This is a genomic window from Streptomyces sp. WMMB 714, assembly GCF_900090125.1.
GTDB classification, from domain to species: Bacteria; Actinomycetota; Actinomycetes; order Streptomycetales; family Streptomycetaceae; genus Streptomyces; species Streptomyces daqingensis.
Genome location: NZ_FMHJ01000001.1, coordinates 308,963 through 326,609 on the forward strand (window position 1 = coordinate 308,963; position 17,647 = coordinate 326,609).

Here is a 17,647-nt window from a genome sequence, read left to right on the forward strand (position 1 = left end):
GTGTCGGAGGCCGTGAGGTCGGAGGCGGTGGGCGTCGGAGGCGGTCGGGCGGCTAGTACGAGGTCAGAAGGGCGTGCACGGCGGCTGCCGCCCCTGCCAGCGCGCAGCAGACGAGGACGGCGGAACCGGCCGCGTAAGCGGTGTAGAGAGTGCGGGCCCGGCGCGGGTAGGCGGCAGCGGCAGCTCGGTCACGCATCCGCAGCCTGAGGTACCGGCCGCTCTCCGGGGCATAGCCGGAGATCCGCAGAGCATGGCTGAGCATGGCGTAGCCGTCCAGAGGCGGCAGCGGAACGAGATTCACCAGCGCCTGGAAGCTGCCGAGCAGCAGCAGTCCGGAAAGAACCTTCCGGGTAGAGTCGTCCGGCGGCAGCGCGAACCACCATGCGGCGGCCGGCAGCAGGACGACCAGGTTGACGAAGGCGCCCGCGCCGGCGATCGCGAGCTGCTGCCGTCGGCGCCGCAGGAACACGTAGTCCCCGACGGTGCAGTACATGATCGCCACCGGGAGGCGCCAGCGCAGGCCGATCTCCTTGACGGCGGCGCCGTGGTGACGCGCCGCCACGCCGTGTGCGAGCTCGTGCAGGGCGATGCTGAACCAGATGGTCACGCACACCGCCAGCAGGGCCACGGGACGCTGCACGAGCCACCAGGTATCGCGGCCCAACTCGCCCACCCGCAGCGCGAGATGAACCTCCATGGCCACGGTGAGGGCGAGCAGCGGGAGCAGCACGGCGGGCCGCAGCAGCGGACGCAGTCCGCGGTGCAGTACGGCGGTGGCCGCCTCCGCGTCGGCCACCATGCGCACCCGTCCGCGCAGCACCCCGCCGGAGACCATGCCGCCCGCCTCCGCCGGGGCGGGTGACGGCTGCCGGGCATCCGGGCCGGGCTCCGGAGCGCCGGCGAGGAGACCGCGGCTGCCGAGAAGTCCCAGCAGCTGCCGCCAGTTGGCCTCGCCTAGCCGCTTCCCGAAGTGCTGCGCGTACTCCGCCCCGACCTGTTCGAGGGTGTGCGCGCCGTCCAGGCGGGAGATCAGGAAGTGCTCCTTCTCGCCGACCTCGAACGACCGCCCCGTGTGCGGGTTCTTGACCAGGTGGACGGTTGCCGCGGCGCGCAGCAGCGGCGGGCTGACGAGCACGTCCCGCCTGAGCGCGGGCCGCTGCGCGAGGAGCGCCGACGGCCCGGCCGTTCCGGAGGATTCGACGGTCATGGCGACACCGCCGGGCCGGGGGGTTCCGCCTCCGCGTCGAGGTCCTCACGCAGGACCCGGCCGAGGACGTGGGCGAGGTACGCCTCGTCCCTGATCGTCACGTGCAGGCGGTTGTTGGTCATATGCATGTACGGGGAGAGGAGCGTCGGCAGGACGTGGGCCAGGTCGGTGGTGGGCCGGGCCGTCCCGTCCTCGGGCGCGGCGAAGACCAGCCGCCCGCTCTCCGCCAGCGACACCACGCGGCTGCGCAGTTCGAGGCAGTGCTGCGACCAGCCCTGGAGGAACGCGGGAAGCCGTACCGGTGCGCCTGCCGCGCCGTCTGCCGCCCCCCGGCGGGCGTCCCGCATCGCCGCGACCGCCCCGCGGATCTCCCGGTAGCGGCGGCGGAGGCCGGGGGCGGTCTCGGCGTAGTTGCGGTCGTACTCCTTGGAGCCGATGAACCCCGTGCCGGGGAACGCCCGGTGCCAGAACTCGTAGTACTGGTCGAGGTAGTCGGCCTGCTTGCGGGCGTCGGGGAGGAAGCAGCTGAGCATCACCATCATGAGCTGGGCCGAGGTGCCCAGCAGGACGGTGCGCAGATGGAGGTTCATGGTGCTGAAGGCGTTGATCACCAGGTCGCTGGAGTGCGCGAAGTGCCACTCGGCGAGCTCGACACCGGCGGGGCCGCCGTACTTGGCGTACTCCGGCGAATAGGGCTCCCAGGAGCGGGAGTTGTTGGGCCGCAGGTTCATGCGGCCGTCCTCGCCCATGAAATCGCCGCGGTCGCCCTGCGGGAACTCGATCTCGAACAGCGCGTTGTAGAACTCGTTCAGGAAGCCGGTGTCCACCTCGTACAGCGCCGGGCGGGACCGCAGGAAGGCGTCGACCGCCTCCTCGGCGCGGCGGCGCACCTCGGCCGTGGCCTCCGCGCTGGCGGGCCTCAGCCGGAGGCGCACATGCGGTCCCTCCAGCCAGTAGTTGAGGAAGAAGTGCCCGGCGAGCAGCCCGTCCTCCTGCAGGGAGGCGATCAGCGGGCGTACGCAGTTGACCAGCAGGGGCTGCGGGTTGGCGGCGTAGAAGACGTGGAGCGGCTGCCATTCGCCGGGGGGCGTGGCGCCCTGGCCGGCCGCGGGGGCGCCGGCGGTCGCGGGGGCGGCCGCTTCGTGTGTGGCGGGGTGGGGCTGCGGCATCAGGGCACTTCCTTCGCGGGTCTTCTCAAGGTGAAGGTCTCGACGGCGAGTTCGGCGACGTGCCCGCCCCGGGAGGAACGCACGTGCAGGCCGTCCTCGGTGGGGAGCATCTCCCGCAGGACGATCCGGTCGGTCCCGTCCCTGACCAGCGCCTCGAAGGCGGTCAGGGAGAGCGGGCTGTCGAAGTCGACGCAGCTCGGCTTGGCTCCGGCGCCTCCCCGGCCGTCCGCCGAGCCGCTGACGGTCGCGAACACCCGGGCGGGCAGGGAGTGCAGGCGGCGCCAGCGCTGCCAGCCCAGGAACCACTCCGCGTCGGAGACGCCGGGCTGCTGGCGTACGGGGAGGCGCCCGGCGGACGTGGTCCAGCTGCGCCGGCTCAGCACGAGACTCCCGTAGCGCACCCGGGGGCGCGTCGTGACGCCCTCGTGGGGCTCGGCCTCGGGCACGCCGCCCCACACGTCCGTGCGGGACATGGAGGACGGGGAGAGCAGGAGCAGGGTGCGCGAGATCTCGGGCAGCGCCAGCGGCACCAGGTATCCCAGGTACACGGGGACGACTTCGCGGTCCAGGCGGCGGGAGCGCAGCAGCAGCCGGTCGGCGTCCTCGTCGTGCTCGACGTAGAGGTCGTCGAGGTGCAGACGGGCCTCCTCCGGGACGGTCGAGGTCTCACCCGGGCACACGATCTCGTAGTCCGTGAGCCTGCCGTGCAGGTTGAGGTTGCTGGTCACGGGACCGCCGGTGACCTCGGCCAGCACCGCACCGGGCGGGGTGACCCGCGCGGCGGTCTCCCGCAGCGCCTCCGACAGGCCGGGCGCGGAGTCCGCGGGAGCGCGGCCGCCGCGGGGCGCGTCGTAGAGGTGCGTGAACCGGCTGAAGGGGAACGCCAGCCCGCCGTAGGAGCGGTTGACCACGGCCAGCGGTCCGGCCCCGCCGCCGGCGGCGATCTGCAGATGGTGGCTCTGCGGTGCGAAGTCGGCTGCCACCGGGGCCAGTTCGGCCGCGGTCTCCTCCAGGTGGGCACGCTGCAGCACGAGTTCGGACGCGCTGCCGCTCTCGGCCCACAGCTTGCGCATACGGTCGACGAACACGCGGCGTGCGGAGTCGACGGCCTTGATTCCGGGCAGGCCCAGCCAGTTCTCCTCCGGCACGTATTCGCCGCGGTCGTCGAAGGCGCGGCGTTTCGCGGTGAAGGACAGGTACTGGTCGAAGAAGTCCTCGTGGAAGTCGTGCACCAGGCCGAGCAGGTCCTCGCACCGTCCGCCGCGGCCGTACCGGGCGAGGAAGAAGCCCTTGAAGGTGATCCGCTGGGGAAGCGTCAGGTCGAAGGCCGGCAGGGCGCCCTCCAGCGCCCGCAGGTCGTCGGCCACCTGCCCTTCCCATACCGGCCACCGGCACTCCAGGTCCTCGCCGGCGGCCGTGTCCTCGTAGAGGACGGTCTGCGGCAGGCTCGGTTCCCCGGCGCCGAGCTGCTTCTGCAGTCCGTGCAGTCCCTCGCGCAGTTCGCGGATGATTGCGGGCCGCCGGGAGACGTCCGCCGCGGGGAAGGCGGCGACCGCGTCCGCGGTGGCGTCGAGTCCGTCCGCGATCCGCTCGGCCCAGGGGCGGCCCAGCGTCCGCAGTGCCTCCTGGAAGGAGCGGAGCGGGTCCGGGCTGTGCACGTCGGTCTCCAGGCACGGCACGCGGATCATGCCGAGCTGCAGCAGCGCTCCCAGGTACGTCTCGCACTGCTCGGGCGGTGCGTCGTGCTCGCTGCTGAGCCACTCGGCGAGTTCCCGGTAGCGCAGTTCGGCGCGGCCTTCGAAGAGGGCGAGCAGCCGGTCGAGGATGCCGCTGCGGCGCAGGAAGAAGAGCCGGTCCTTCACGGCGTCGAAGGTGACGGTCGCCTCGTCGTCGCCCGCCGTGACCCAGCGGCGTACGTAGCGGACGCGGTCCTCGTCCCGGCCCCAGCCGGAGGCGAGGCGGACGGGCAGGTCGGCGCGGCGGGCGGGGTCGGCGAGGACGAGTTCGGCGAGGCGTCCGAGTACGAGCACGTTGAGCCGGGCGCGGCTCTCCCACACGTCGGGCAGCCGCACGGCCGCATCGCCGTCCGCGTGCTCCGCGCCGGTCGCGGAATCGCCGCTGAAGAGCCCCGTGGCCACTCCGGTGAACGTGCTGAAGGGGCTGGTCTTGCAGGCCGTCCGGTACAGGTAGGACAGCAGGGAGCGTTCGACCTTGCGCGTCCGCTTGTCGGGGCGTGCGCCGGTGACCGGTTTGCGCAGGTAGCCCTCCAGTTGCCCGGCCAGGGTCGGCGAGGCGAGCAGCAGACCCCGCCTCAGGCGCTCCTCGCCCACCAGCTCCCGCAGGGCGGCGCGGCTGCGGTCGACGTCCGAGAGGAGCAGCTCCTCCCCCTCCGCTCGCAGCTGTTCGAACCGGCGGCGTTCGTCGAGCCAGTCGGCGACCTGCCGGCCTGCGTCCCCGTCGAGCTCGGCGATGAACCGGGCTGCGGCGTCCGGGTCGGCGGGCAGGCGGTTGTTGAAGATCTCGCGGCGCAGGGAGAGCAGGCGACGGCGCCGCTGGTCCCCTTCGCCGCGCACGGCGGTGTCCGTGGTGGTGACCAGCGCGTACAGGACGTCGGACAGCTCGGACGCCCGTTCGCGCAGCCGGTCCTCCTCGGCCAGCACCCGCTCGGCCCAGCCGACGCTGCCGGGGCAGCGCAGCGCGTGGACGGACTCGGCCGGCAGCCCCGCGACCCGGAGCATGAAGCGCCGGCCGGGTTCCCAGGCCGTCATCACGGAGGTCATGGCGTTCTCCCTCATCGACGTCAGGCGATCTCGTGGCGGAAGTCGGCGGGCCGGGACCGCTCATGGCCGAGCAGCATGATCAGCAGCGGTGTCTCCCCGGTGCGCTCCAGGCCCAGCCGCTCGGCGTAGGAGACGTTGTCGAAGCCCAGCGCGACACCGCAGCCGAGGCCGAGCGCCGTGCAGACGGTGTAGAAGGCCTGGGAGACGGCCCCGGTGGTGGCTCCGTACAGGCGGTATCCGCGGTCGCCGACGGCGTCGAGGACCGCCTCCGTGCGGACCGTGGGGACGAGTACCGCGCCGCTCTGTTCGAGGTTGTAGTTGGCGAGGAAGTAGTTGCGCTGGAGGAACTCGCCGTGCGGGCCCGGTACGACGGGGCGCAGCGCGTGGGCGTCCGCGTCGTACTCGTAGGCGCCCGGTTCGAAGCCCTCGACGTGGTTGAGGAAGGCGTACAGCTTGACCAGGCGCCTGCCGCCGGGTGGTTCGGCGTCCGTCTCCAGCGTGACCCCGGCGGAGGCCGCCAGGGCGGTGCCCAGCTGCTCGGCGCTGACGGGGCGTCGGGCGTCGAAGCGGCCGAAGCTGCTGCGGCGGCCGCGCAGAGCCTCCCGCACGGTCATCGGCCCCGTCCGCGGAGGGGGCAGCGGCAGGGGGTCCCCCGTGCCCGGCAGCGGAACCGCTTCGGCGCCGGCGAGGGCGGCGGGGGCGGGACGGGCCTCCGGGTCCGCGGCAGTCGCCTCGCGTACCCGCTCCAGGATGCCGAAGGAGAGGACCCTGCGGGAGAGTTCGACGTCCCTGTGGCGCACGGACGGCGGCTCTCCCGCACCGGTGCCGCCGGCGGCGGGACGCCCGGGGACCCCGCCGCCGTCCCCGGCGGGCTCGCGCGAGCCGCCGGAGTCCCATGTCAGCGGCACGACGGCGAAGACGCCCTCTTCCTCCTCCGCCGTTCCCAGCAGCCTGTTCAGCCGGGGCTCGTCGAACCACATCGCCGGCTCGATCCGCAGGCCGCGGGCCCGCGCCCACATGCGCCAGCTCTGCAGGACGGTGCCGATGTCCATGCTGACGACGTGGAAGGAGAAGCTGTTGTACTTGAAGGAGTTCTGCCAGTACTTGACGCCCAGGATCAGGAACTGGTCGGTGTCCGGGCCGGTTCCGCCGCAGCCGGCGGCCTTCCGCACGTGGCCCGTCACGTCACCGGTCAACAGCCGCTGCATGGCGTGCTGTTGGTTGGAATAGTGGTAGACGCCCGGTGCCAGGGGCCCGCTGGGGCCGCAGGCCCAGTAGACGCTGACGGGGTACAGCCCGCCCCCGGAGGCCGTCCCGCGCGACCAGTTGGTCTGCGTGTAGTGCGGCAGCGCGGCGAGGTCGCTGTTGGCCTGTACGCCCAGCCGCCGCCCGACCAGCCCGTAGGAGTCCCGCAGCATCCCCGACAGCAGCGGCAGCGTGAAGGAGCACTCGGGGAGCGGCTGGCGGCCGGGGAGGCAGCCCGCCTCAGCGGTGGCCCCGGACGGGTAGTCCGACTCGGGCAGCGGGAAGGACTCGGTTCCCGGGTAGTGCTTGCCCTTCCTCGGGCGGTCGGCCCAGTCGGGGACGAAGTCGGCGGGTTCCATCGGCACTCTGGCCCGGTGCTTGATGGCGTCCGCGTAGTCACGGGCGTATCCCACGGGAAACACTCCTCTCTGCTGGGCGGTCGGTCTGCTGGGGAGCGGCCGGACGGGTTGTCAGGGGAAGGGATGGGGCGCCGGATTGAGGTCCGCCGGGCCCACGTCCTCCTCGCGGAGCCCGGCTTCCCGCAGCGCGGTGCGCATCCTCGGCATGGTGCGCGCCCGCTGCCTCGACCAGCCGAAGTCGATGGGCAGCAGGCCGGGTACGAGGACGCTGACGGTGTGCAGCCCGAGCGTGCGCTGCTCCGGCAGGGTCTGGTCGACGGCGACCACGTCGAAGCCCGCGGCCGTCACCGACCCCACGCAGCGCCGCAGTTCCTCGCGGATGTCCGCCGGCCCGTCACGGCCCGGCCCGCCGCCCGGCCCGCCGTCGGCGTCGGCGTCCTGTCCGCCGGCGGCGTCCCAGCGCAGGTCCGCGACCCGGCACCCGGCGGGGGCCGCGGGCCGGGGACGCAGCAGGAAGTCGGCGTACCGGCCCATCTCCGGGATGCCGTACAGCAGGGGGTGGTCGTGGAGGGCGGTGACGCGGCCGAAGTCCTCCGCCATGGCGCGCAGCCGCTCCTCGTCCTTCTCCGTGCGGCCCGGCAGGTTGACGGCGTCGGTCGCGATCTCGCACAGCGCGCCGTCGAGCGCCGCCTCGGGGTCGAGTCCCGCCCCCGCCCCGAAGCACATGCGGCCCGGGCCTCCGTCGAACCGCTCGGCGACACCGGTGATCACGGGGACCGGGAAGGTGATGCGGGTGTCGAAGAAGCGGGCGCGGTAGCCGTACATCGCGAGCCGGTCGACCATGTGCCGGGTCGAGCGGCGCTCGCTGGTCGAGGGGTCGATCTCCGGCAGCGGCTGCATCCCGTACCAGGCGAGCAGGAACGCGTCGCGCTCCAGGACCTCCATCAGGCCGAAGTAGACGGCCTCCTCCAACGACCCGCCCGACGCGCAGCCGTTGGAGCTCTCCTGCACGAACCGGTTCTCCAGCCCCGGCGCGTGGTAGTACGTCAGCACCTCCGGCACGAGGCGCGGGACGCCGTCACGCAGGGAGTAGCCCCACACCCAGGGGATCTCGCGGTCCGGAGTGAAGGGCACCACCCGGGGGTTGGCGCGGTAGAACTCCTCGGAGTACAGCCCGACGGCACGCGGGTCCACGGCGAGGTCGCCGAACTCCCGCAGCGCGCCCCTGACCCGGGTGGTCTTGGCACGGGCACGCATGCCCGCGTAGCGCTCCAGTCCCTCCAGCACGCCGATGCGGGCGCTCGCGCGGAACGAGTCGGCGTGGCCGCCCCAGAACGTCTCGCGGAGATAGTCGCCGGAGCGCATCGAGAAGCAGCCGATGGTCGCGGACGTCGACGTCGAGGAGACGTCGTGCACGACGGACGGTCCCAGCGCCCCGCACACCGGGTTGGCGAAGGCCGCCACGTCGATGGCGTAGTCCTCCAGCGAACGCACCCTGAACGAACCGGCCTTGTGCTCGGGCGCGGGCTTGAGCGGCATGCGCGCCGCGTCCTCGCTGTCGTCGGCCGGCGCCCCGCACTCCGGGCACTGCGGGTCCGGGACGAGGGGGTAGTGACGGACGGTCAGGGCCCGCAGATCCAGCAGGTGCACCTCGGGGAACGGGCCGCCGCCCGCGTCGCCCGTGCCGCGGCGCGCGGCACGGTCCGCTACCGCCGCGACGAGCGCGGCGACGGCGTCCGCCGCGAAGGGGACGGCGTACGGCCACTCCCCCGCCGCATGGGTAGCGCCGCCGGTCTCCAGCGCGTCACGCAGGGACACCGAGCGGACGGACTGCCATCGGCGGGCGAGGCAGCGGCGGCACCCCGGGGCGGCACGGCCGTCCTCCCCCTCGGACGGCACAGGGCCGACGAGGACGTGCTGCCCGTAGACGTGCACCGGCACCGCGGCGGGGTCCCGGGGCGGCGAGCCTTCCTCCCCGGCGGCGAACTCGTCCCGGCGGCCGAGGACGGCGAGGGAGACCCCGGCCCCGTCCAGCCGGGACAGGGTCCGCTCCAGCAGGGCGACCGGCCCTCCCGGCGCCCCGGCCTGCTCCGGCCCGGTCCGGGAGACCTCGGCCGCGCTAGCCGGCATGGTCCGCGCCCCGGGTGAGCAGCACGCGGACGGTGCTGATGCCGGCGCTCTGCAGGTCGGCCGAGCCGGTGGGCACCACGAGGGCGTCCCGGCCTGCCGCGCGCAGCCGCTCCAGCACGTCGCTCCACACGGCGGGTCCGTCGGCGCCGGGCACGAACGTCCCCGCGGCGTCCTCGACGGGCAGCACGCCCGGGGCGAGGTCCCGCAGCAGCGGGTCGCCGGTGTCGACCGGCGCGGCGTGCTCCTCACGGCTCAGCTGTATCCGTCCGAGCAGGTCCCGCAGGGCCGCCGAGGCAGCGGCCGTCCGGCCGGTCTCGCTGCCCAGCGCCCACTCCTGTCCGGCGCGGGCGAGGAACACATGCACTCCGGTGCGGCTCTCCTCACGGAGGTCCAGCAGCTCCCAGTCGAGGCCCAGCTGGTCCAGCGAGCGGGCGAGGAAGGTGAGTTCGGCGTCCGCGCCGGCCGTTCCGTCCGCGGCTTGGGTGCCGTCCGCGGCGGCCGGTGCCGGTTCGACGCGCCGCGCGGGCGCACCCCGCACCGTCCGCAGCAGGGCGTCGTGGCCCAGCGCGGAGAGCAGGCCGCGGGCCGCCGCCTCGGCCGGTGACGCGCCGGCACCGGTGCCCGCGCTCGTGGCCTCGAAGAGCCGGGCGGAGTTGGCCGGTGTGAACGTGCGGACCGCGGCCTCGGGTACGAGGATCTGCTCCTTGCCGACGAGCGACGTCGCCACCGTCCACGCCGCCACGTCGGGCGATGCCGCCCCCGTGCCGCTGGCGGTGGTCAGCTGCCCGGGAGCCACGAAGCCCATGGACTCGCGCGCGGTCTCCAGCCGGCCGCCCGGGACCAGCGGCCCGCAGGGCACGACGTGCTCCGCGTAGACGGCCGCGGCCGCGTTCAGCGCCCGCATGCGCGCGCCGGCGACGTGGTGGGTGTCGAACGCCGCGATCGCCCTCGACCGGCCGTGCCCCACGCCGAGTTCGACGATCCCGGCCTTGAGCGGGAGCTGTGTGAGCGCCTCGTCGCCGAACCGCTTGAAGACCCCGGCGTGCTCGCGTACCAGGACGGAGCGCCGGTTCAGCTCCTCGACGAGGCCGTCGGCGTCCCGCGCCGTCTCCACGGTCGGCATGGGCACGCCCCCGGAACCGGCCTCGTCCAGGTCGAAGGTGACGGCCTCGCCCGCCGGGTGCGCCGCGGCGGCGACGGAGGCGGATGCGGAGGCGGAGATTTCGGCAGAAGGCGAGGCGGCGGGGGAGCACATGGTGCAGCGGGGGTGCGGCAGCAGAGGCTCCGAGGTGACGTCGAGCGAGGCCGTGTCCTGGACGATCAACTGGCCGTCGGTCTCCGCCCGCAGCGCCCCCGTGGTGAACCGGAAGACCTCGTAGCCCAGCATGTTGCCGGTCATCGCCGCGAGCGGCCCGCCCGGACTCCCGCCCGCCGGGACGGCGCCCGGCATCGCCAGGGCGCTCCACACGTCGGCCGCGGCGGCGGCACCGTCCCCCGCCCCCAGGCGCAGCACGGCGCACGAGAAGCAGCCGCTGCGCCCCTGCGCCATCAGCGGTCCCACGACGGCCTGCTGCCCGTAGGACCAGGCGGCTATGACGGCGGGGCCCTTCGGGATCCCGGCCTTGAGCAGGGGGAAGAGCCGCTGCGCGGCGAGCGGCCCGCCGGTGACGAGGACGACGTCGTAGGAGTCCAGGCCCGCCCAGCCGTCCCCGCCCGCCGGGCCTTCCGCGTCCCGGCCGCCGGGCAGCGCAGTCAGCTGGACCGGGCAGCCGTCGGCGGCGGCCTCGGCGGCCTCCTCGTCGATCCCGGCGCGGTCGAGGCCCGGCAGCACGCCGATGGCCGAACTGCCGTTGCGTATCAGGCTCAGCACGCACCAGCGCGCGACCTCGTCCTCTCCCAGGACGGCCACGCGGGCGCTGCGGTAGCGCTCGAAGCGCCGCTCGGCGTCGTCGGCGTAGTGGTCGACGTACGCGATCTGCGGCGCGAACCGGCGGGCCGCCTCCGGTGTGGGGAAGCCCTCGTCCCCGGGGGCGCCGTCCGGCTCGGGCACGTCGCGGGCGAAGCCGCGGGCGTAGAGCGTTTTGACGAGTTCGCCGAGCATGGCGCGCTGTCTGTCCCCGAAGCCCTCGCTGATCTCGCTCACCGAGTGCGACCCGTCGAGGTGGGGGACGATCAGAGTGGCGAACCTGTAGGCCGACTTGGCGGTGAGCTGGAACCCGCCGTCGGCGTTGTGGAAGAGGACCCCTTCCGGCGTCTCGGTGTAGAGCACGTCGCGGCGGATGCGCGGACGGGTCGCGGCTACGGCTTCGTAGGCGGCTGTTGCCATGTGTGTGACACCCCTGCGTGGTCGGGCGCGGTCGAGGCGGCTGCGCGGTCGGTGCGGTGCGGTGGCGGAAGGGCCTCAGCCCGGATGGCCTTCCGGCAGATCCCCGTCGTCGGGCTCGCCGGCCGATCGACGCGCGTAGCGGCGCAGCAGCTCGTGCATGCGGTACGGGCCGGGCGGGCCGTCCTCCAACAGGCCCGCGTCCGCGAGCTGTTCGAGCATCTCCTCGGTGGCCTCGGGGGGTCGCGCGGCGACCGGCCTGAGCCCGGAGAGGCCTTCGGTTCCGTGGTGCCCGTGATCGCGGCCCGGCTCGTTCCGCCCGGCGGCGACGTGCAGGAACGCCTCGGCGAGCCGCGGCTCCAGACGCCGGAGGGCGCCGTCGAGGACGTTGGGCACGGACATGCGGGGGTCGTCGGTGAGAGCCAGGCGGCCCGGCACGTCCGCGGCGATCCACTCGGCGCAGTCCGCGATGCGCAGACCCGGCCGTGTCAGGAGGCGGGCGGCGGCGATGCGCAGGGCGAGCGGGAAGTGGCCGCACAGCGACGCCAGCCGGTCCGCGGCCTCGGGCTCCGCGGCGACGCGCTCCTCGCCGAGGGTGCTGACCAGCAACTGCCGCGATTCCTCAGGGAGGAGCGTGCCCAACCGGTGCACGAGCCCGCCGTGGGTCGCCACCAGCCCCGCCAGCCCGCGCCTGCTGGTCACGAGGACGGCGCTGCCCTCCGAGGCGGGCAGCAGCGGCCGCACCTGGTCGGCGCTGAGCGCGTCGTCGAGCACCAGCAGCGAACGGCCCCGGCCCTCGCCGGAGGGGCCCTGCCCGGCGCCGGCCTCCTGCCGCTGTGCCTGAAGCGCCGTCAGCGCCTCCTCCGTGGTGACGCCCGTGCCGTCGGGACCCACGAGGGGCAGGACGAGGCAGCCGCCGGGGAACGCTCCCCTGATCCGGTGCGCCGTGTGCGCCGCGAGGGCGCTCTTGCCCACGCCGGGAGCGCCGGAGACGACCACGAGGGCCGGGGCGGCGTCCCGCTTCGCGGTCAGCCACTGCCCGATGGCCTCACCGTCGGCGACGCGGCCGGTGAAGCAGGAGACAGGGGCGGGCCGCACGGCGCGTACGGGCGCGGGCGGAGCGGGGGCCGTCGTGGTGGGGGATGTCGCGGTCCGGGCGGCCGGTACGCGGCGGCTCACGGTCTCCACCGGGCCCGTGTCCGCGAGCACGGCCGCGCGGCTGCCGGCGACGCCGGCGGCGTCCTCCCCCGAGGGGGCCTCCCCGGAGGACGCCTCTCCGCCCGTGGCGGCGCCGGCGGGCAGCGCCGGCCTGCGGTCGGTGACCGTACGCCCCAGGTCCTCGCCGCGCAGGATCGACAGCTCCAGGCGCTGGAGCGACGGCCCGGGGTCGACGCCGAGCTCCTCCTTCAGCCGCGTCTTGACCCTGCGGTACTCGGCGAATGCCTCGCCCTGACGGCCCGTCCGGTACAGCGCCTCGATGAGCTGTTCCGAGAAGCGTTCATGGCCGGGGTGCGTACGTGCCGCCTCCCACAGCTCCACCAGGACCTGCCGGCAGCGGCCCATCGCCAGCTCGATGTCGCAGGCACGCTCCAGGGCGCGCAGCCGCTCCTCGGTGAGGCGGGGCACCTCGTCGCGGTGGAGCATCTGCGAGGAGACGTTCGCGAGCAGCGGCCCCTGCCACAGGGAGAGTGCCTCCTTGAGCTTGTACAGCTCGGTCTCGCCGTCCTCCGACTCCCGGGATTCCCGGACCAGTTCGCGGAAGCGGACCAGGTCGAGCGTCGCGGCGTCGGCGGGCATGCGGTAGCCGCCCGGGACGGCCTCGATGGCGCTGTCGGCGATGCCGTACTTGGAGAAGATCTTGCGCAGCCGCAGAACGCAGGTCTGCAGGGCGGCCCTTGCCGTGGCCGGCGGCTCATCGTCCCAGAGGGCCCTGAGCAGATAGCCGGTGGCGACGACCGTGTTGGGGTGAGCGAGCAGCGCGGCGAGCAGGCTGGTGGGCTTGGAGGGCTGGAGGACGACGACGTTGTGTCCGTCTGCGATGCTCAACGGCCCCAACAGCTGAAAACGCATCGGCCTGCCCCCTGTTTTCCGTTCTGCCCAGGCCGTCCGAGGCCGTTGCCGACTCCAAGCCGGAATCACCGCTCCTGGCCGAGTGGTTCTTTCCGTCCGCTTTCATGCGCCGCCTCCGTCAGCAGGCAGCACAGCGCGCCTGTGGTCACGATGCCGTGGAAATCTCCCCGGGACTCCGCCACCACGGAAAGCAGATCGGTTCCGCGTTGCCGACTCCGTTCCGGACACGCGAAATAGGGCATTGCCCGCGAGTCCGACATGTGGGAAGTCCCGAACGCATTCTAAGGAGCAGAGGATTGCTGGTCGAGACTTCTGTCACGTGCGCGCAAACAACAAGCTGTCCGGTGTGGTGCTATTCCTCGCAGTACACGACCAACAGCCAGAATTCGGACGTCTGGTGCTGTGTATCCGCGTCATCACACAATGTGCGGGTCAAAACGGTCCCGCCGTCCCGCTGCGGACAATCCCCCGGGGCCGTCCATCACTGTCGAAGGACCGACCTTGGATTTCCGAAGATCCGCCTCCGCCGCCGCCCCGCGCGCCGCGGCGTACGGGCGCGCGGCCGCCGCCTGCGCCGCACTGGCCGTCTTACTGCTCGCCTCCGCACCCGCCGCGGGCGCGGCCGAGCCCTCCTCCCCCGCACCGCCCCCCACCGCTTCCACCGCGGGCCCGGACGCCTCCGGACGCGCGGACTCCGATCGACCGAGCTCCCAACGACCCGCCGACGCACGGCAGTCGGTGATCCGCGGCGGCGACCCCGTGTACGCCCCCGGCGGCCTTGTCTGCACCATCGGCTTCAACGCCACCGACGGCTCGGACGACTACGGCATCGCCGCCGGCCACTGCCTGGGCGGCGCCGAGACCTGGTACGCCGATGCCGCCCTGACGATCCCCGCCGGCACGACCGCCGGCGCCTCCTTCCCGGGCAACGACTACGGCCTGATCCGCTACACCAATCCCGACGTCGCCACCCCCGGTGAGATCGACACCGCCGGCGGCCCCGTCGACATCACGGGCAGCGGTTCCCCGACCGTGGGATCGTCCGTGTGCCAATCGGGGCAGGTCACGGGCATGCACTGCGGGACCGTGACGGCCCTGAACATCACGATCAGCTATCCCGAGGGTGTCGTGTCCGGCCTCTTCAGCTCGAACATCCAGACCGAACCGCGCGAGGGCGGCACACCCGCCTTCTCGGGGAACACCGGGCTCGGGATCGTCGTCGGCTCCTCCGCGGGAGCCACGTACTACCAGCCCGTCGCGGAAGTGCTCGCCGCCTACGGACTGACCCTGCTCTGACCCGCGTCGCCGGTTCCGGCGCCTCCGCGAGGGCGTTCCCGCCCTGGCGGAGGCGTGCGGGCCTCAGCTCTTGAGGCTCTCCGTCCCGGTCTGCGTGTCCGGGCTCGGTGCGGGCGGCGCCGCCCGGTCCGTACCGGCCCGCTCGCGCCCGAGACGGCGGCGCAGCCCGCTCACGGCGGGCTCCGTCCAGCGGGCGGCCAGCGGGCCGATGATGACCATCAGCAGGACGTACGCCGTGGCGAGCGGGCCGATCCGCGGCTCGGCGCTGACGGCGAGTCCGGCGATGACGACCGAGAACTCGCCGCGCGCCACCAGGGCACCGCCCGCCCGCAGCTGCCCCCGCCTGCTCACTCCGGCCCGCCTGGCCGCGTACCAGCCGGTGAGGATCTTGGTGACGACGGTGACGGCGGCGAGCAGCAGCGCCGGGAGGAGCACGGGCGGGATCTCGCCCGGTCTCGTCGAGAGCCCGAAGAAGACGAAGAAGACCGCGGCGAACAGGTCGCGCAGCGGCGTCAGCAGGGCGCGCGCGTTCTCCGCCGTCTCCCCCGACAGCGCGATGCCCACGAGGAACGCGCCGACGGCGGCGGAGACTTGGAGCTTCTGCGCCACGCCTGCCACCAGCAGCGTGAGGCCGAGGACGACGAGCAGCAGCATCTCGGGCGTCTTGGAGCTGACGGCGCGGCTGATGAGCCGCCCGTGCCGCAGCGCGAAATACAGCACGCTCCCGACCGTCCCGAGCGCGATGAGCAGGGTGACGCTGCCGCCCGCCAGGCCGACGCCCGCGAGCAGCGCGGTCAGCAGCGGCAGGTACACCGCCATGGAGAGGTCCTCCATGACGAGGACGCCCAGCACGACCGGCGTCTCACGGTTGCCGAGCCTCCCCAGATCGGTGAGGACCTTCGCGATGACGCCCGAGGAGGAGATCCAGGTGACGCCCGCCAGCGCCAGCACGCCCGCCGGGCCCCATCCGAGGAGGAGCCCCGCGAGGGCGCCCGGCGTGGCGTTGAGCGCGAAGTCGACGATGCCCGACGGGTACTGCGTCCGCAGGCTCGTGACCAGTTCCGAGGCGGTGTACTCCAGCCCGAGCAGCAGCAGGAGCAGCAGCACCCCGATCTCCGCGCCGACCTCGATGAACCCCTCGGTCGCGCTGAGCGGGAAGAGGCCGCCGTGCCCGAAGGCGAGGCCGCCGAGGAGGTAGAGCGGGATCGGCGACATGCCGATGCGGCCGGCGAAGCGTCCGACGAGGCCCAGGCCGAGGATCACGGCGCCCAGTTCGATCAGCAGAACGGTGCTGTCGTGCATGAGCCCGACCTGTCCCTCTCTGTCTCAGCGCCGGCCGCGACGCTCCGCCGCTGCCGCCTGTCAGGTGCCGCTGATGATGCGGGCCAGTTCGTCGACGCCTTCGCGGGTGCCGACGGCGACGACGGCGTCCCCAGCCTCCAGCCGGAACTCGGGACCGGGCGAGGGGTGCGGCCCGGTGCGCCGGAGCACCGCGACGATGTACGCGCCGGTCCGGGTGCGTGCGCGTGTCTCGCCCAGCGGGCGGCTGCGGTACGGGGACTGCGTCGTCACCGGGATCCGCTCCGTCACCAGGTCGATGTCCATCTCGCTGGCGCCCAGGCGGGGCGTGTCCTGCGGCGCCAGCAACTCGGCCAGCGACGACGCCTCGTCGGCGTCCAGGGGGACGGTGGCCTGGCAGGCGTCGGGGTCGTCCGGCTCGTAGAAGCCGAGGAAGCGCCGTCCGTCCTGATGCGCTACGACGGAGATGTGGCGGCCGGCCCGGGTCTCGATGTCGTACTGCGTGCCGACTCCCGGCAGCTTGGTGCGCTGCGTGGTCATGGCTGCCTCTGCCTCCTCGGAGAGTGCACTTCGGGTACCGCCCGGGCCGGAGGCCCAGGGGGAGGGCCGCGGCTCACGGCCGTCACGAGACTAACTCCCCCGTCGGGGCGGACCTCACCCGGCTGCCCCGCTACCCGTAACCGGAGAGGGCACGACGGGTGGGGCGGGCCGCCGGGTGCGGGCCGTGGGCCGCGCGCGGCCGGGAGCCGCGGCGGGTCGGGAACTGCTGCGCGTCAGGAGCCGTCCGGGTCGGCGCGCTCCAGGGCGGGCCTGGGGCCGGGCTGCGTCTCCGTCAGCAGGTAGTCGGCGGCGGCGGTGTCCGTGACCAGGCTGGTGACGAGGCCGGAACGCAGCACCGCGCCGACGGCCGCGGCCTTGCGCTGGCCTCCGGCGATGGCGACCACCTCGGGGATGCGCCGCAGCCGCTCCGCCTCGACGGTGATGCAGCGCTCCCCCAGGTCGCGGCCGATGCGCCGCCCGCCGGTGTCGAAGAGGTGGGCGGACATCTCGGCGGCCACACCCAGCGATGAGTAGTGCTCACGCTCGGTGTCGCTGAGCATGTCGTGGACTGTCGAGATGCCCGGCTCCCAGGAGCCGATGGACACGGCCGCCACCGTCACCTTGTCGAAGTACTCGAAGGCCCGGGAGATGCCGGTCTGGCTCCGCAGGGCGGCCGCGGTGGCCGAGTCGGGCAGCAGCATCGGGGCGTAGATCGGGTGCGCCTCGCCGCCCGCGACCTCCGCGGCCCGCCGGACCGCCTCGACCGAGCCGCGATCGGCGGTGCCCGCGTCGTAGACGCCGGTGAGCTGCACGACGGTGCACGGGGGGAGCTGGCGGAGGGCGGCGGCCATGTGGATGGTGGAGCGCCCCCAGGCCAGTCCGAGGACGTCGCCGTCGGTCACGAGTTCGCCGAGGAGGTCGGCGGCCACCTCGCCCAGGTTCTCCGGGTCGGCGCCGTCGTCCGCGGCCTCGGAGGGCGACTCGACGACGACGACGTGCCGCAGTCCGTACCGTGCCCGGAGCGCGTCGGACCGGTCGGCGTCGAGCTCCGCCGGGACGGAGATCTCGATGCGGATCAGGTCCCTCTCCAGCGCCGTCTCCAGCACCCTCGCCACCTTGAAGCGGCTCACTCCGAACTCGTCCGCGATCTGGATCTTGGACTTGCCCTCAAGGTAGAAGCGGCGTGCCATGGCTGCCGCCTGCATGAGCTCGGCGGGCCCCATACGTGT

General features: G+C 73.7%; 11 protein-coding genes. 1 reads left to right on the forward strand and 10 read right to left on the reverse strand.

The features are described 5' to 3' along the window. Positions 1–52: 52 nt before the first annotated feature. The 7 genes from H181DRAFT_RS01160 to H181DRAFT_RS01190 form a co-directional block, all read right to left on the reverse strand. Entirely contained in the window at positions 53–1,207 is a 1,155-nt protein-coding gene (locus H181DRAFT_RS01160; RefSeq protein WP_045862233.1) for a M50 family metallopeptidase, read from the reverse strand. Then, entirely contained in the window at positions 1,204–2,376 is a 1,173-nt protein-coding gene (locus tag H181DRAFT_RS01165) for a lantibiotic dehydratase C-terminal domain-containing protein (RefSeq protein ID WP_045862234.1), read from the reverse strand. Before H181DRAFT_RS01165 ends, H181DRAFT_RS01160 begins: the two co-directional genes overlap by 4 nt. Continuing rightward, positions 2,376–5,156, reverse strand: a complete 2,781-nt coding sequence (locus tag H181DRAFT_RS01170) for a lantibiotic dehydratase (protein ID WP_254666656.1) — start codon at positions 5,154–5,156, stop codon at positions 2,376–2,378. Before H181DRAFT_RS01170 ends, H181DRAFT_RS01165 begins: the two co-directional genes overlap by 1 nt. A 20-nt stretch (positions 5,157–5,176) precedes the next feature. Next, positions 5,177–6,814, reverse strand: coding sequence for a nitroreductase family protein (locus tag H181DRAFT_RS01175; protein WP_045862236.1), 1,638 nt, complete (start codon positions 6,812–6,814; stop codon positions 5,177–5,179). 57 nt (positions 6,815–6,871) lie between these two features. Further along, positions 6,872–8,890 (reverse strand): TOMM precursor leader peptide-binding protein, encoded by a 2,019-nt coding sequence (locus H181DRAFT_RS01180; protein ID WP_078895403.1) that lies wholly within the window; start codon positions 8,888–8,890, stop codon positions 6,872–6,874. Further along, a complete protein-coding gene (locus H181DRAFT_RS01185) occupies positions 8,880–11,216 on the reverse strand; it encodes a TOMM precursor leader peptide-binding protein (protein ID WP_045862237.1) in 2,337 nt (778 codons plus the stop codon). Before H181DRAFT_RS01185 ends, H181DRAFT_RS01180 begins: the two co-directional genes overlap by 11 nt. Before the next feature lie 75 nt (positions 11,217–11,291). Next, positions 11,292–13,283, reverse strand: coding sequence for an AfsR/SARP family transcriptional regulator (locus H181DRAFT_RS01190; RefSeq protein ID WP_045862238.1), 1,992 nt, complete (start codon positions 13,281–13,283; stop codon positions 11,292–11,294). Between the two features lie 501 nt (positions 13,284–13,784). On the opposite strand from H181DRAFT_RS01190, the gene H181DRAFT_RS01195 reads away from it, so the two are divergent. Continuing rightward, positions 13,785–14,579 carry a S1 family peptidase gene (locus H181DRAFT_RS01195; RefSeq protein ID WP_052708401.1) on the forward strand — a complete coding sequence of 265 codons (795 nt, stop codon included), beginning with the start codon at positions 13,785–13,787 and terminating at the stop codon, positions 14,577–14,579. A gap of 63 nt (positions 14,580–14,642) precedes the next feature. Here H181DRAFT_RS01195 and H181DRAFT_RS01200 read toward each other — a convergent pair whose 3' ends face one another. From H181DRAFT_RS01200 to H181DRAFT_RS01210, 3 genes are all read right to left on the reverse strand, one after another. Further along, positions 14,643–15,881 carry a cation:proton antiporter gene (locus H181DRAFT_RS01200; RefSeq protein ID WP_045862239.1) on the reverse strand — a complete coding sequence of 413 codons (1,239 nt, stop codon included), beginning with the start codon at positions 15,879–15,881 and terminating at the stop codon, positions 14,643–14,645. A gap of 60 nt (positions 15,882–15,941) precedes the next feature. Continuing rightward, on the reverse strand, positions 15,942–16,418 hold the full coding sequence (locus H181DRAFT_RS01205; RefSeq protein ID WP_045862240.1) for a cation:proton antiporter regulatory subunit: 477 nt from the start codon (positions 16,416–16,418) through the stop codon (positions 15,942–15,944). Between the two features lie 233 nt (positions 16,419–16,651). Then, the gene (locus tag H181DRAFT_RS01210; protein WP_045862241.1) at positions 16,652–17,641 is read right to left on the reverse strand and encodes a sugar-binding transcriptional regulator; all 990 of its coding nucleotides are present in this window, start codon (positions 17,639–17,641) and stop codon (positions 16,652–16,654) included. Positions 17,642–17,647: the final 6 nt, after the last annotated feature.